Annotated in this window: 9 protein-coding genes; 2 read left to right on the forward strand and 7 right to left on the reverse strand. The window is 72.1% G+C overall.

Annotated elements, in window-relative coordinates; genetic code table 11:
- Positions 1–70: 70 nt before the first annotated feature.
- From HCC61_RS16610 to HCC61_RS16620, 3 genes are all read right to left on the reverse strand, one after another.
- Positions 71–280 (reverse strand): DUF397 domain-containing protein, encoded by a 210-nt coding sequence (locus tag HCC61_RS16610; protein WP_169136230.1) that lies wholly within the window; start codon positions 278–280, stop codon positions 71–73.
- Between the two features lie 138 nt (positions 281–418).
- Complete coding sequence (locus tag HCC61_RS16615) at positions 419–1279, reverse strand: Scr1 family TA system antitoxin-like transcriptional regulator (RefSeq protein WP_169136231.1); 861 nt, start codon at positions 1277–1279, stop codon at positions 419–421.
- Between the two features lie 281 nt (positions 1280–1560).
- The gene (locus HCC61_RS16620; RefSeq protein ID WP_169136232.1) at positions 1561–2364 is read right to left on the reverse strand and encodes a GPP34 family phosphoprotein; all 804 of its coding nucleotides are present in this window, start codon (positions 2362–2364) and stop codon (positions 1561–1563) included.
- Positions 2365–2603: 239 nt separating this feature from the next.
- On the opposite strand from HCC61_RS16620, the gene HCC61_RS16625 reads away from it, so the two are divergent.
- Together HCC61_RS16625 and HCC61_RS16630 are read left to right on the forward strand one after the other, a co-directional pair.
- Positions 2604–5933: a D-alanyl-D-alanine carboxypeptidase gene (locus HCC61_RS16625; protein WP_346777236.1), complete on the forward strand. Its 3330-nt coding sequence runs from the start codon at positions 2604–2606 to the stop codon at positions 5931–5933.
- 330 nt (positions 5934–6263) lie between these two features.
- Positions 6264–8618 (forward strand): DMT family transporter, encoded by a 2355-nt coding sequence (locus HCC61_RS16630; protein ID WP_206322587.1) that lies wholly within the window; start codon positions 6264–6266, stop codon positions 8616–8618.
- Positions 8619–8628: 10 nt separating this feature from the next.
- Here the strand turns inward: HCC61_RS16630 and HCC61_RS16635 are convergent, their stop codons facing one another.
- The 4 genes from HCC61_RS16635 to HCC61_RS16650 all read right to left on the reverse strand — a co-directional run bounded on the left by HCC61_RS16635 (position 8629) and on the right by HCC61_RS16650 (position 13516).
- The gene (locus HCC61_RS16635; protein WP_169136234.1) at positions 8629–9015 is read right to left on the reverse strand and encodes a VOC family protein; all 387 of its coding nucleotides are present in this window, start codon (positions 9013–9015) and stop codon (positions 8629–8631) included.
- A gap of 285 nt (positions 9016–9300) precedes the next feature.
- Positions 9301–9777 (reverse strand): SSI family serine proteinase inhibitor, encoded by a 477-nt coding sequence (locus HCC61_RS16640; protein ID WP_169136235.1) that lies wholly within the window; start codon positions 9775–9777, stop codon positions 9301–9303.
- Between the two features lie 326 nt (positions 9778–10103).
- Positions 10104–10457, reverse strand: a complete 354-nt coding sequence (locus HCC61_RS16645) for a hypothetical protein (RefSeq protein ID WP_169136236.1) — start codon at positions 10455–10457, stop codon at positions 10104–10106.
- A gap of 161 nt (positions 10458–10618) precedes the next feature.
- Positions 10619–13516, reverse strand: a complete 2898-nt coding sequence (locus HCC61_RS16650) for an NHLP bacteriocin export ABC transporter permease/ATPase subunit (protein ID WP_169136415.1) — start codon at positions 13514–13516, stop codon at positions 10619–10621.
- Between the last annotated feature and the right edge of the window lie 512 nt (positions 13517–14028).

Consider the following 14028-nt stretch of genomic DNA (forward strand, 5'->3'; position numbering starts at 1 on the left):
GGAAGAGCCCCCTCGGCTGGGACGGCGGGCCGGTCGAGAGGGCTCAGTTCCAGGGTGACTCCGTGACCGGTCAGGCGCTGTGGACGGGCTCTCCGCCGCACACGCCGGCCACGAAGCCGTTCCAGGCACCCGGGGGGAAGCTCAGCGACGGACCGTCCGGGACCTTCGAGTCACGAACCGCCACTGCTGTCCGGGTAGGGGACTTCACTTCGACGCACGCACCGTTCGCCGAGTAACTCGATTTGATCCATCGGGTCGTGTTTCCCTGCTGAATTGCCATGTCTGCTCCGGTTGTTCGACTCCAGCGCTCGACCGTACGCCTCGATTTCCCGGCGCGAAGGGGCCGTTCACTCGACCGGATGGCATATTCCGCGGGTAGCTTCACTGTGCTCCTGGACAGGGTGTACGCTCCCCGCCCTCAGCCACGGGCATAGTCCTTTGCCACATTCTCGATGAACTCGCGTGTCTGGTCCGGATTGAGAGCTTCGGCTCGCAAATGCTCATACATGACGCTGTAGCTCTGCACGTCATGCGACTTCTCCAGATACAGGTCGCTCGTGACGCCTTCCAGGTAGACCACGGAGGAGTCCGAGGCGTCGGGGAACTCGAGGATCGCGTACTGCCCGTTCACCCCGGGGTGCGCGCCCATGGAGAAGGGCATCACCTGGACGGTGACATGGGGGAGTTGGGAGAACTCGTTGAGCCGCTCCAGCTGCTCCACCATCGTCTGCCGCCCGCCGACCTGCCGGCGCAGCGCCGACTCGTCGAGCACGGCCCACAGCCGCAGCGGATGACGGGTGTCGTTGATCCGCTCCTGGCGGCGCATGCGCACCTGGACGCGCTTCTCGATGTCCGAGGCCGACGCCTCCGGCTGTGCGCCCTGGCAGACCGCCTCCGCGTACGCCTGCGTCTGCAACAGGCCCGGCACGACCTGCGGTTCGTAGACCCGCAGCGAGGCCGCGTCCGTCTCCAGCCCGATGTAGACGCTGTACGGGATGTCCCCGAACGCGTGCCACCACCCCTGCTGGCGCGACTCCTTGGCCATCTGCATCAGCGATTCGACTATGCGGCTGTCCTCGACCTCGTAGACCCCGCACAGGTCGCGCACGTCGCGCTGGCTGATGCTGCGCCGCCCGTTCTCGAGGCGGCTGATCTTCGACTGGGAGACCAGCAGGCGGTCCGCGACCTCCTCGGCCGTCATGTTCTTCAACTCGCGGAGGCGGCGCAGCTCTTGGCCCAGGCGGCGGCGCCGGACGGTTGGGTTGACGTTTGACGCCACGGGTGCTGCACCTCCGCGTAAGTACGACTACTTTTAAGCAGGTTGCCACCACCGTGAGCGATCTCGCTGGCGAATGGCAACAGAGGGTGCAGAGTCGGGCACAGCAACGGGTCGGTATACGGCCACAGTTGACGCACCCGCGTAGACGCACGCGTGCGCGCGGGGTGGTGGTCCGGCTGTCCTCTTCGACAGCCGGACCACCACCCCGCGCGCCATCGCGGTTCCGGCAGGCGCCTCGGCGTACTGCCGGTGGTGCCTGTGCGCTCGCGCGCACCCTGTGATCAGCGTGCGCCGGCGCGGACCATCCCGCCCACACTCGGCCGTGCCTTCTCGGACACCTGCCTGGACTGGACGTGCCCGGCGGGCACGCCCGCGCGCGCCGTGGCGGGACGACCGGTCTGAGCGGCCGGCGCCGGGGCTCCGGCACCGCCGTTGCCCGCCGCACGCCGGGGCTGCTGCGCCCCCGCGCCGTTCTGCACATCCATCACGGCGTGTGCGACGAGGCCGCCCATCGGGTCGTGCCGGATCAGATCCCGGAGCCGGGAGCGGCAAGAGCGCCCCTCGTTGCCGGGATAGAGGTGCTTGCCGAGGCCGACCGCGTGGGCGAGCGCCGCGAGCGCCGCCGTCCGCGGGTCCGGCGGCACGCCCGTACGGATCGCGGCGTCGAGCCGGGTTCGGATCTCCCGGCTGATCGCCGTCTCCGTCGCCTGGTAGCGAGTCGTCGGCAACACCCCGCACATCTGGCTTGATACGGCATGCACCATGCCGCACCGCTCCAGGTGTGTGAGATAGGTTTGGCGAAGTCCCAATCGGGGCCCGCCGATCCAGTGGACAGCGCGCACGGGGCTGCCACGCCTTCGCAGCAACTCCAGTGCGGAGTCCAGAGTTGGATCTCCGGTCGGCCGTGGCAGCACCACGGCGATACGGTCCCCGTCCGGGGCTATACGTCCTGCGAGAGCCAGCTCGACGAGCTGGGCCCCGGCCAGGCCGAGGTCAAGCGACTGCGGCTGTGCCGTGGTGCCCGTGGCCGGGTCCAAGGCCAGCAGCAGAAGCTCCTCCGGAATAGTTCTGCGGCTCCTGCCCATCCATGCCTCCCCGCGTGGATGTCTGACAGGGTGACCCCTCTCACAATGGTCTGTCGAGAGCGCCTGGGCGTTATGGACGGGAACCAGTAGGTATGTCGTTCTCGTCTGCACGGTCGGAGAGACCTGTCCGTGACCTTGCCGGAGCCCCCGCGCGATATGGGAGGCATGGTGCGCAGGACACTGTTGACTGGTACGTAACTTGTAGGGCGAGCGGCGAGATTCATCAGCAGGAGGCATCGGTGGCGGGCGAGTCCCCCGACAAGGTGGAGCGCAGGGAGTCGTCGGGGGAGACGACGGAAGACCGCGCGACGGTTGCTTCCACGGACGGGAAGAAGTCCGGGAAGAAGCGCGAACGGAAGTCGGGCGGAGGGTCGGACGCCTCCCCTCCCGAGACCGCGGAGGCCTCCGGCGAAGCCCGGGACGAGGCCGCGGACGGCGCCTCGGAGGCCGCGTCCGCGACCTCTGCGGCCGACGGGGACGGCACGGAAGCGGAACCTTCCGGAAGCTCCGGCGACGAGGGCGCCGAGGTCGCCGATGAGGGCGCGGCGTCCGGTGACGCCGGAGCCGGCGGCCAGGGCGGCGGGCCCGGCGAAGACCGGTTGAAGGCCGCTGTGGCGGCGTGGGTCGCAGGTACGGACGACGAGCCGGACGATACGGGCCAAGCCGGCGAGGGTGGCCGAGAAGGTTCCGGGGAAGCCGAGATCGTCAAGGATGAGAAGGCCAACTCCGGTGCGGGGGAGAAGAATTCAAGCCAAATCCCGGCCGGTGAACTGCCTGTGCGTCCCAAGTCCGCCGACGGTGAGGGCGCGGACGGAGCCACGGAAGCCCCGGAGCGGACCGGTGAGCCGGGTGGCGCGGAGGCGCGGGAGGGCTCAGGCGGCCCTGAGAGCGCCGCGAAGGCCGCGGGCGAGCCCGACCACCCCACGGCGATGTTCAGGACCGTACGGCCGGGAGCGGACGACTCGGCGGAGGCGACGGACGGCGAGGAGGCCGCGAGGCGCGCGGAGCGCATGACGGCGGCCTTCTTCGGCTCGGGCAGGACCCCGCAGGCGGCGGACGCCGCGGACGCCGCCGAGGGCGGGGGCGACGCCGCCGAAGGCGGGAGCGAGGAGCCGGGCGAGGGCCGGAGCGGAGGGCCGGGCGAGGGCCCGAGCGATGAGCTGGGCGAGGGCGAGCGCGGCTCCGCTGGGACGGCGCCGGAGACGGAGATGCGCTCCGCTGGGACGGAGCCGGAGACGGAGACGCGCTCCGCTGGGACGGCGACGGAGACGGAGGCCGACCCCGGCGAAACGGGGTCCGCTGGGACGGTGCCGGAGACCGGCTCCGGGGAGACGGGGTCCGGGGAGATCGGGTCCGCTGGGACGGTGCCGGAGACCGGCTCCGGGGAGACGGGGTCCGGGGAGACCGGGTCCGCTGGGACGGCGCCGGAGACTGGCTCCGGGGAGGCGCGGTCCGTAGAGACGGACGCCGGGGAGACCGGCTCCGGGGATTCCGAGGGCCCGGGTGACCGGGACGCCGGAGGCGCCGGGGACACCGAGGGGACGGCCGGGGACGAGGCGGCCGCAGAGGCCCGGGACGAGAGCGCCGCCGGGCCGGGCGAGCGGGTGGACGAGCCCACGGCGGTCTTCCGTGCGCCCGCGCCGAAGAGGCCGAAGAGTTCGCAGGGCGGCGCCCCCGAGGGAGTCGGCGAGGAGGCCGACGGCGAGGCGCGCGTGGACCAGCCGACGGCGGTCTTCCGTGCCGTCGAGCCCGGCGCCCGCGACAAGGGCGGCGCCGCGGGCAAGCGGGACAAGCCGGACGAGACGGGCGAGCCGGAGACGGCCGGTACCGGCGGCACCCCCGCGAAGGCCGGGGGCAAGGCCGAGGCCGAGGCCGAGGACGCGGATGCAAAGCCCGCAAAGTCCTCGGAGCCGACCGACCCGCGGGTCGCCGCGGCGCAGCCCGGCACCGACTCCGGCGCCGACTCCGGCGGCGCTGCGGACTCCGGCACTGCTGCCGAGACCGCAAAGCCGGACACCGGCGAGAAGCCCGCGCGCGAGTCGGAGCCCGAGGGCGGATCCAAGGCCGGGTCCGGGCGCAAGGCCGGGCCGGAGCCGGAGTCCGAGTCGGAGCGCACGAGCCAGTTCGTGCCGCTGCGCTCCGCCGACGCGCCCCCGCGTCCCAAGCGCGATCCCGCCCCCGTCGTACCGCCGATGCCCGAGGAGGAGCCCGCCGCCGGCGAGCTTCCGCCCGAGGCGGAGCCCGAACGTCAGCTCACCGAAGCCGAGTTGACGCGGCAGCAGGCGCGGCCCGACCAGGCGCCGCTCGATCTGCTCGCGCAGCTGACCAACACGCCTCCGCCGCCGGAGACTCCGCTGCGTACGGCTGCGCGCAGGGTCAAGATCTGGACGCCGCTGGTTGTGCTGCTGGCGATCCTCTTCGCCATCGCGCAGGCCGTACGGCCGCTGCCCGACCCGGAGTTGTCCCTCTCGGCCTCGCCGACGTACAGCTTCCAGGGGCACAAGCCCTCCGTCCCGTGGCCCTCCGAGGGCCAGGCGGCGCTCGAAGTGCAGGGCCTCGGTTCGCTGGGCTCGTACGGCAAGCAGAAGCCGGTGCCGATCGCGAGCGTGGCGAAGGTGATGACCGCGTACGTCATCCTGCGCGACCACCCGGTGAAGAAGGGGAAGGACGGTCCGAAGATCCCCGTCGACAAGAAGGCCGAGAAAGAGGCCGGACTGAGCGCGCAGAACGAGTCGACGGTCGATGTGAAGAAGGGCGACACGCTCTCCGAACGTGAGGCGATCCAGGCGGTGATGATCGCATCTGCGAACAACGTGGCCCGTTTGCTGGCCCGTTGGGACGCGGGCTCGGAGAAGGCGTTCGCCGAGAAGATGAACAAGGCCGCCGCCGACCTCGGGATGAAGGACACGAAGTACACCGATCCCAGCGGTCTGACGTCCTCCACGGTGAGCACCGCCGCGGACCAGGTGAAGCTCGGGAGGAAGGCGATGGGCATCGATCTCTTCCGTGAGACCGTGCGCTTGCCCGGCTACAAGGACACCAAGGGCGACCGGCACGGCAACTGGAACAAGCTCGTCCCGCTCGACGGAGTCGTCGGCATCAAGACCGGTACGACGACGAAGGCGGGCGGCAATCTGCTGTTCGCCGCGGAGAAGCGGGTGGGCGGCACCCAGCAGCTGATCATCGGAGCCGTGCTCGGGCAGTACGAGCCGTCGATCCTCGACACGGTGCTCGCCAAGAGCAAGAGGCTCATCGACACGGCGCAGGACTCGTTGCAGGCGCAGAAGGTGGTCCGCAAGGGCGACGTCGTCGGTTACGTGGACGACCAACTCGGCGGCAAGACGCCCGTGGTGGCCTCGCGGGACGTGTCGGCGGTCGGCTGGTCGGGGCTGAAGGTGAAGCTCGGCCTCACGGACGGCGGCAAGGCGCTGCCGCACGAGGCGAAGGCGGGCGCGCGGGCCGGCACGCTGACCGTCGGCGACGGGCCGGGCCAGGTGCGGGTGCCGGTGACGCTCAAGGAGGACATGACCGAGCCGGGCTTCGGGGCGAAGTTGACCAGGATCCTGTGATCCGGGTGACATGACCGGAGCAGCCGGCGGGGCCGGTGCGGGGAAGACCCGCCGGAGCCGGTGGTGCCGCCGGGACCGGAAGGTCCTGTCCCGGTGAGAGTGGCCCGCTCAACCCCGGACGGGGTGGACGGAGTCGTACGGGGGAGAGGCGCAGTGCCGACTGTGCGGGAGCCGCAGATGCCGGAAGGCGACGACACCGGGATAGAAGCCGGGGACAGGCCGGTCCCCGGGCCGGGTGCGTCCTCACGCGCCGCCGCCAGAACCGGTTCGGGGACCGGTTCCGGAACCAATGGCACCACGGGTGCGGGCACCGGGACCGAGACCGGCACCGTGCCCGGACCCCGGCGCGGCACCGATCCGGACTCCCACGAGGACACGGTCTCCGGCGGCACCCGTACGAGGAGCCGTGCGCCGGGGCGTACGAGAGACGGGCGTGGGCCGTCACGCCTCCGCCGCCCGGCCGGGGACCAGCACACCCGCGCCGGTACGGATCCGGGCGTCCAGGACGCACCGGCGGCGCACCCGGAGCAACCCGACGCCGCCCGCCCGGAGTCCGGCACCGGCGACAAGTCCGGCACCGGCAACAAGCCCGGCACCGGCGGCAAATCGGGGACCGGGACCGGCAACGGGTCACGTTCCGCATCCGCTTCGGCATCCGGATCCGCATCCGGAGCCCCGGCCCCCACCTCGGAGTCCGCCGCCGCCGGCTCCGCCGCGACCGCCCCGACCGCCACGGCCACCGCCGCTCCCACCGCCATCCCCGCTCCCGCTCGCACCGCCGAGCGTGCCCCCTCCCGCGTACGCCGCCTCGGCTCCGCCCTGCTGCGCCATCCCGTGGCCGCGCCCGTACTGCTCGCGACCGTCCTGCATCTGCTGTGGCTGTGGCTGCTGGCGAGCGGCGGCGGCGATCTGGCGGCGCAGGACGCGTGGGCCGAGTTCGTCGGGGAGCACCCGGACTCGGCGTACAACCTCGCCTGGTACGGGGGCCTGCATCCCTTCTCGTACAGCGTGCTCTCGCCGTACCTCATGGCCTGGTTCGGGGTCCGCAGCACGCTGATCCTCGCCGGAATCCTCTCCGCCGGTCTGCTGGCGCTGATCCTGCGGCGCGTGCTCCGCAGGCCGCTGGCCCCCGCCCTCTGGGGCGCCTTCTCCTTCACCTGCAACGCCGCCTCGGGGCGGGTGACCTTCGCGCTCGGGGTGCTCTTCGCGCTCGCCGCCGTGGCGATGGTGTGGGCCTGGCCGAGGCGCTGGTGGCGCGGCTCCGGCAAGCTGCGGGTGGCGCGCGGCGCGGCCGCCGCGGTGCTGGCGGCGCTCGCGACGACGGGCAGCCCGGTGGCCGGGCTCTTCCTCGAAGTGGTCGCCGCCGCCCTCTTCCTCGACCGGCGCCGTCAGGCCGCGTACGCGCTGGCCGTCGCGCCGCCCGTGGTGGTCGCCCTCTGCGCCGTCCTCTTCCCCTTCCAGGGGCTCCAGCCGATTCCGTGGTGGTCGGCGCTCTTCCCGCTCGCGGGCGCGCTGCCCGCCTTCCTGCTGGTGCCCCGCTCGTGGCGGACCGTGCGCCTGGGCGCGCTGGTCTACGCGGCGGGCGTCGTGCTGACGTGGCTGATCCCGTCGCAGGTCGGCTCGAACGTGGAGCGGCTGAGCCTGCTGTTCGGCGTCGTGGTGCTGCTGGCGGCGGCGCCGCTCGTGGTGCGGGGGGAGTGGCGGTCCCGGCGGGGCATGGCGATGGCCGCGGCGCTGGTGATCGCGGCCGGCTGGCAGATCGGCAAGCCGTCGTACGACGTCTTCGCGACCACTCCCGACGACGCGTGGACCCGTGAACTCGGTCCCCTCGTACAGCAGTTGAAGCGGGTCGACGCCTCGCGAGGCCGGGTGGAGGTGGTGCCTGTGCGCAGTCACCGGGAGGCCTCGGCGCTCGCCCCGTACGTCAATCTCGCCCGCGGCTGGAACAGGCAGGCGGACACCGACCGCAATCCCGTCTTCTACGAGAACGGCGGTCTGACGGAGAAGAGCTACCACCGGTGGCTGCGGCGCTGGGCGGTGCGTTACGTGGTGCTGCCGTCCTCGCCCCCGGACGGCGCCGGCAAGGAGGAGGCCGAGATCGTCCGCCGCGGGCAGCCGTATCTGAAGGAGGTCTGGAGCGGTGTGCACTGGCGGCTCTACCGGGTCGCGGATCCGCTGCCGATGGCCGAGCCGCCCGCGAGCGTCGAGCACGCGGGGGCGGGCGAGGTGCGGGTGCGGGTGCGCGAGCGCGGCGCCGTGCTGGTGCGTATCCCGTGGTCGCCGTGGCTGGGTCTGGTGGACCGCGAGGGCCGCCGCATAGAGGCGCCGCAGCCCGGCAGCCCGAACCTGTACGGATGTGTGCGCAAGGCACGGCCGCAGGTGGACGGTCCGCCGCCGCCCGGCAGGGACGAACCGCTGACGGACACCTGGACCCTGCTGGAGGCGCCCCGCCCCGGCACGTACCGGCTGGCCGCGCCCTACCGGCTGCCCCGCGGTACGACGTGTCCCGGCAGGAGCGCCTCGGTCGGCCCGGCGTCGGGCCCGGCGTCCTCGCCGCCGCCCTCACCCACGCCGGCACCGGCACAGGCACCGGAACAACTGCCGGGAGCGGACGCCGGCGGCGAGGCGCCGGAGCATGGCACGCCGCAGCGTGGCGCACAGGAGCGTGACGGCGGCGGGCGCTGAGCCGGAGCGGTCAGCTGCCGCTGCCGTACGGGCGGGTGATGATCTCCATGAAGTGGCCGTCCGGGTCGGCCCAGTAGACGCCGCGGCCGCCGTCGTTGTGGTTGATCTCGCCGGGGCGCCGCCGTGAGGGATCCGCGTAGTACGTCAGACCGGCGTCCTCGATGCGCGCGAAGATCGCGTCGAACTCCTCCTCGGAGACGAGGAACGCGTAGTGCTGCGGCGTGATGGCGCCGTCGCCCGCGTCCGCGAAGTCGAGCGCCACGTCGTTGGCGACGACGACGGGCAGGAACGGGCCGAACTGCGGCTGCACTTCGAGCCCGAGCAGCCCGGCGAGGAACTCCGCCGAGGCCTTCTTGTCAGTGGCGTGGACGATCGTGTGGTTGAGCTGGACTGCCATCTGCCGCTCCTCATCCGCTCGCTGTGCTCAGTGCCGTGCTGAATCCTGTGCCCTGAGTCCTGTTGCCCTCCCTTGTGCCAGGCCTTTCACCGTTCTCAACGCACGGCGTGCGCACCGGATTTCGGGATCCGCTTCGGCCTTCCGTCGTAGTCCGGCGGACCCAGGCCGTGCCGGGACCGGGGACGGGCCCCGGGTCGGGGACCCCCGGGTCAGGGGAGGGGCCGGGCCCGAGGACGTCCCCGGACCCGGCCCCTGGCCGGTGGCGCGCTGGATCATGAGGGCGCGTTACGAGGGCGCGCGCATGCCCGTGCGGGGCAGCAGCGGCACGAGGGCGTCCCAGCGCCTCATCTCGCAGCCGTTCTCGCGGTTGAAGTGGGCGTCGACGGGCCGCCCCGCCCAGACCCCGCGCACGTGGGCGCTGGCCGGGCCGCCGTACTGCATCGTGCAGTGCGTGCCGCGCGGCAAGGGGGCGAACGGGTCCTTGCCCCAGGTGGTCAGCTCGTCCAGCCCGTCGCAGGCCGCTTCGGGGCTGGGGTGGTCGCCTGCCGTGGGGTGGCAGTACAGCTCGTACGTGCCCTCGGCGGCAGCGTCGCCGGACTCCGCGACGGTGACGGTGAGGTGGTCCGTGGGTGCGTGGTGGGCACGTGCGCGGTCCGTGCGTACGTGGTCCGTGCCTGCGACCGCGTACGGGGCGGCCGTCGTGGCACAGGCGAGCACGGAGGTGAGTGCGGTCGCGGTGAGAGCGAGACGTCGGATCAGCATCGAGGGCTCCTGGACACCGGTACGGGGAACGGAAGGGACTCGGGAACGGAATCGGAACGGGACCGAGGTGCGGGAAGCGCGGACGGATGGCCGGATCCACGCGGGCGCACGGCGGTCACGGCGTTCCGTGACGGGCCGGTCGTGACCGGGCACCTTTTCGGCCCCCCAACGCGCGCCACGGGGTGTGCGTGGCGCCTCGGGCCGCGGGTTGACTCGAACGAGCTATCCACGGGGGCATACGGCCGGAAGCGGACGCGGGCGGGGAGACGGAACCGGCTACGGAACCGGCTACGGAACCGGCTATGGAACGGGGCACGTCCGGGCGATCACTCCGGAACTTCCAGCTCCGCGCCCGTGCCCGTCCTCTCGTCCCCGTCCGCCCGGTCGTCCCTGCCGTCCCAGTGCGGCCTTTCGGCCCCGTCCGCGTCCGGGCCGGCGAGCTCGGCGGGCCTGCCGGGCACCTCGGCCGGCAGGGACCCGTCGGGCGGCACCCGCCAGTGCTCGCGCGGCGCTCCGGGCACGGTCCTGCCCTGCCGGTCCCACTCGTTCGCGAGCTTCGCGTAGATGGGCTCCAGCCAGTAGGCGCCGGTGAGTTCGGCGAACTGGGTGCGCGGCTCTGCGAGTACGTCGCGGACCGCGGCCGGTGCGGTCCGCGAGACGATGAATGACGTTTTTCCCATGCACGGGGCAACACCGGGCGGTGAGAAGGGGACACCGGGGAGCCGGTCGTTTCACTGCCACGAGAGCCCTCGTTCGATCACGCACCGGTCACGGACCGTCAAGAACGTGGGTCAATGCCGATTCGGACGCGGGACCGGTGCGGGACCGCCGCGGGGATCGGTCAGCGGAGCTGGCGGCGGACCAGTTCGTGGAACTCCCCGGCGGCGTCCGCCAGCAGCTCCGCCGGCGACCCCTGCTGCACGACCTTCCCGTGCGACATCACCAGCACCCGGTCGGCGTCCATGATCGTGGAGAGCCGGTGTGCGATCACGATGCGCGTGGCCTGGAGCTTGCGGGTGCTCTCGATGACGGTGCGCTGCGTCTCGTTGTCGAGGGCGCTGGTCGCCTCGTCGAAGTAGAGGATGCGGGGGCGCCGGATCAGGGCCTGGGCGATCATCAGGCGCTGCCGCTGCCCGCCGGAGACGGCGGCGCCCCCGTCGGAGAGGATCGTGTGCATGCCCATGGGCATGCGCTTGATGTCCTCGGCGAGACCGGCCATCTCGGCGGCCTCCCATGCCTCCTCGTGCGAGTAGATCTCCGCGCCGCAGATCGAGTCGAGTATCGAGCCGACGAACGGCTGCGCGTTCTGGAGCACGACGCCGCACTGCCGGCGCACGGCCGCCTGGTCGAGGGCCGAGAGGTCCTGGCCGTCGTAGAGGACGCTGCCCGAGACCGGCTTCTCGAAGCCGATGAGCAGCCTCAGCAGCGTGGACTTGCCGCAGCCGCTCGGTCCCACGACCGCCACGAACTCGCCGGGATTCACCCGCAGCGAGACGTCGTCGAGCGTCAGCGGTCCGTCGTCGCTGTAGCGGAACGACAGGTGCCGTGCCTCGATCTCCCCGGTCAGCTCGCCGGGCTGCGTACTGCCGTCGCGTACCTCGGTCGGCTCGTTCAGCACCGGCTTGACCTTCTCGAACATCGGCAGTGCGGCGGCGGCCGAGATCAGCGAGTTCGTCAGCTGCGTCACCGACGTCAGCATCATCGTGACGGCGGTGTTGAACGTGAGGAAGCCGCTGGAGGAGAGGCTGCCGCGGGCCGGCCCCGCCAGCAGCATGAACAGCACGAGCGAAGTGAGCGGCAGATACACCGAGTTGAGGACGGTGGTGTAGTTCTTGATCCGGCCGACCCGCTGCTGGAGCTCCCGGCTGCGGGCGAACTCCCGTGCCCACGCCGCGTACGCGAAGCTCTCCGCCGCGGCCACGCGCAGCTTCGGCAGACCCCGAAGAGTCTGGAACGACATGTTGTTGAGCTTGTTGTTGAGGTCGACCAGCTTGCTCTGCCAGCGCAGCTGCCAGATCCCCATCGCGATGAACGCGCCCGCGATGAACGCCAGCAACGTCAGTGCCATCAGCGCCAGTTGGACGCTGTAGAAGAGCAGCAGCACCAGGTTCATCGTGCCGATCGTGCAGGCTTGTACGGCGATGGGCCCCACGCCCGACAGCACTCTCCGCATGGTGCTGATTCCCATTGCGGCGCTTGCGAGTTCGCCCGTGGAGCGTTCCGCGAAGAACTTCGTCGGCAGCCGCAGCAGCCGGTCCCAGACGGCGGGTTGCAGCGCCGCCTCGACGCGTCCCTCCATGCGCAGGATCGAGGTGTTCTGGAGCAGCATGAAGACGGCGGAGACGATGCTGCTGACGACGATCGCCATGGAGACCTGCCTGATGAGGCTGGTCTCGGCGTTCGGCACGTACACGCCGAGCACCTGTCCCGTCGCGATCGGCACCAGCGCGCCCAGGCCGACGGCGACGAGCCCGCCGAGGGCGAGGTTGCGCACGTCCACGCGGGTGCCGCCCAGGCAGAAGCGCATCAACCCCCAGGCGCTCAGGGGCTGTTCGGGCAGCGGCCGGTAGAACATCACGGCGCGCGGCTCGAATTCGCCGGCGCGTGACTTGCGGACCCTGGTGCGTGCGCCGTCCGCGTCCACCGCCTCGTACCGTCCGTGCCGCCACAGCAGCGCCACCGGTTCGCCGGAGTCGGCCCGGTGACCCACGAGCGGGCCGGTGTTCTCCCGCCACCAGCGGTCGCGCAGCTTCACCACGCGGGTGCGGACACGGGAGCTGAGCGCGATCCGTTCCACGGGGTTCGTACGGTCGTTGACGGCGCGGCCCTGCGGTGGCGCCGACAGCTCGATGCCCGCGGCGCGGGCGGCCATGCGGGAGACGGCGAGCGTCGCGTCGTCGTTCGCGGAGGACGTGCCCGAGGCGCCCTTGCCGGTGGTGTTGATGGAGGCGAGCAGAGCCTGGTCGGCCTGGGCGCGTACGGTCTCGCCGGCCTCGATGCCCGCGGCGGTACGGTCCTCGTGCGCGCGTTCGAGGTGTTCGATCCAGCGGTCCAGTGCGGAGAGCAGGCGGAACTGCTGGTCCACCATGCGCTGCCACATCGCACCGTCGACGAGCAGCTGCGACGCCGCCTCCTGGCTGAACTCGGCGCCGTACTGGACACTCCGCGGATCGATGTGCATCCACAGGATGTCGTCGTCGTCCTGCCCGTCGCCGCCGCGTCCGGCGCCCGGGTACAGGGCGTCGGGGGTCACCTCGCCGTCGAGCGGCGCCTCGAAGAGCACGCGCAGGCTGCGGCCGATGCCGAGGGCGAAGGCGTTGTCGAGGTGGGAGTGCGGGAGTGCGGCGATGCCGTCCGCGTTCTGGTGCTGCTGCTGGTACGGGTCCTGCTGTCCGCCTGCGGCCTGCTGTCCGCCCGGGTCCTGCTGCTGATTCCAGCCGGTGTGGCCGCGGAAGTGGGCGGCGACGTTGCTGTAGTCGGGCCGTTGCAGCTCGCGCAGCTCGATGCGGCGCACCGCGCACTCGCGCAGCGGCCTGCCGACGAGGGTGTGCAGGGTGCCCTCGATCGGGCCGAGGAGCAGGGTGCCCGGCTCCAGCCGGCCGAGGAAGTGCCAGTGGCCCTGCTGTACGGCGTCGACGGCGAAGAGGTCCATCGCACCGGCCGTCACCAGCCACAGCACATGCGGGCCTTCGAGCGGGAGGCTGCGCTTGCCGACGCAGTCGGCTTCGGTGCCGAGCATGCCGAAGGCGGCGGTCACCGGGTCCTGCGGCGCCGCGTGGGCGGGCGCCGACGCGGGCGGGGCGGTGGACTCGGGGCCCACGGCGGGGTGTTCACCGGTGTCGTGGGGGGCGTCCCTGTGCGGGACGGCCGGGTACTGGCCGGTGTCGTAGGGGACGGTGGGCTGCTGGCCGGTGTCGTACTGAGCGGTGCGGTGTTCACCGGTGTCGTACGGGACGGTGGGGTGCTGGCCGGTGTCGTACTGAGCGGTGCGGTGTTCGCCCGTGTCGTAGGGGACGGCGGGCTGCTGGCCGGTGTCGTACGGGACGGTGGGGTGCTGCCCCGTGTCGTACGCGCCGTTCTGCTGCGGGCCCGCGCCCGCACCGGCACCCGCGCCGGCGTCCGCACCCGCACCCGCGTCAGCGCTCCCGGCCGCCGTCGGATACGAGCCGGTGTCCCACTGACCGGTCTCCCACTGGCCCGTCTGCCACTGACCCGTGTTCCAACGGCCCGTCTCCCACTGGCCGGTGTCCC

This window comes from Streptomyces sp. HNM0575 (assembly GCF_012726265.1).
Classification (GTDB): domain Bacteria; phylum Actinomycetota; class Actinomycetes; order Streptomycetales; family Streptomycetaceae; genus Streptomyces.

What these genes read in the sequence shown, in the direction of transcription:
- HCC61_RS16650 (WP_169136415.1), bottom strand. Translation starts at nt 13,516, where the DNA reads ATGCTCGGCACCGAAGCCGACTGCGTCGGCAAGCGCAGCCTCCCGCTC.
- HCC61_RS16620 (WP_169136232.1), bottom strand. Translation starts at nt 2,364, where the DNA reads ATGGGCAGGAGCCGCAGAACTATTCCGGAGGAGCTTCTGCTGCTGGCC.
- HCC61_RS16635 (WP_169136234.1), bottom strand. Translation starts at nt 9,015, where the DNA reads ATGGCAGTCCAGCTCAACCACACGATCGTCCACGCCACTGACAAGAAG.
- HCC61_RS16640 (WP_169136235.1), bottom strand. Translation starts at nt 9,777, where the DNA reads ATGCTGATCCGACGTCTCGCTCTCACCGCGACCGCACTCACCTCCGTG.
- HCC61_RS16610 (WP_169136230.1), bottom strand. Translation starts at nt 280, where the DNA reads ATGGCAATTCAGCAGGGAAACACGACCCGATGGATCAAATCGAGTTAC.
- HCC61_RS16645 (WP_169136236.1), bottom strand. Translation starts at nt 10,457, where the DNA reads ATGGGAAAAACGTCATTCATCGTCTCGCGGACCGCACCGGCCGCGGTC.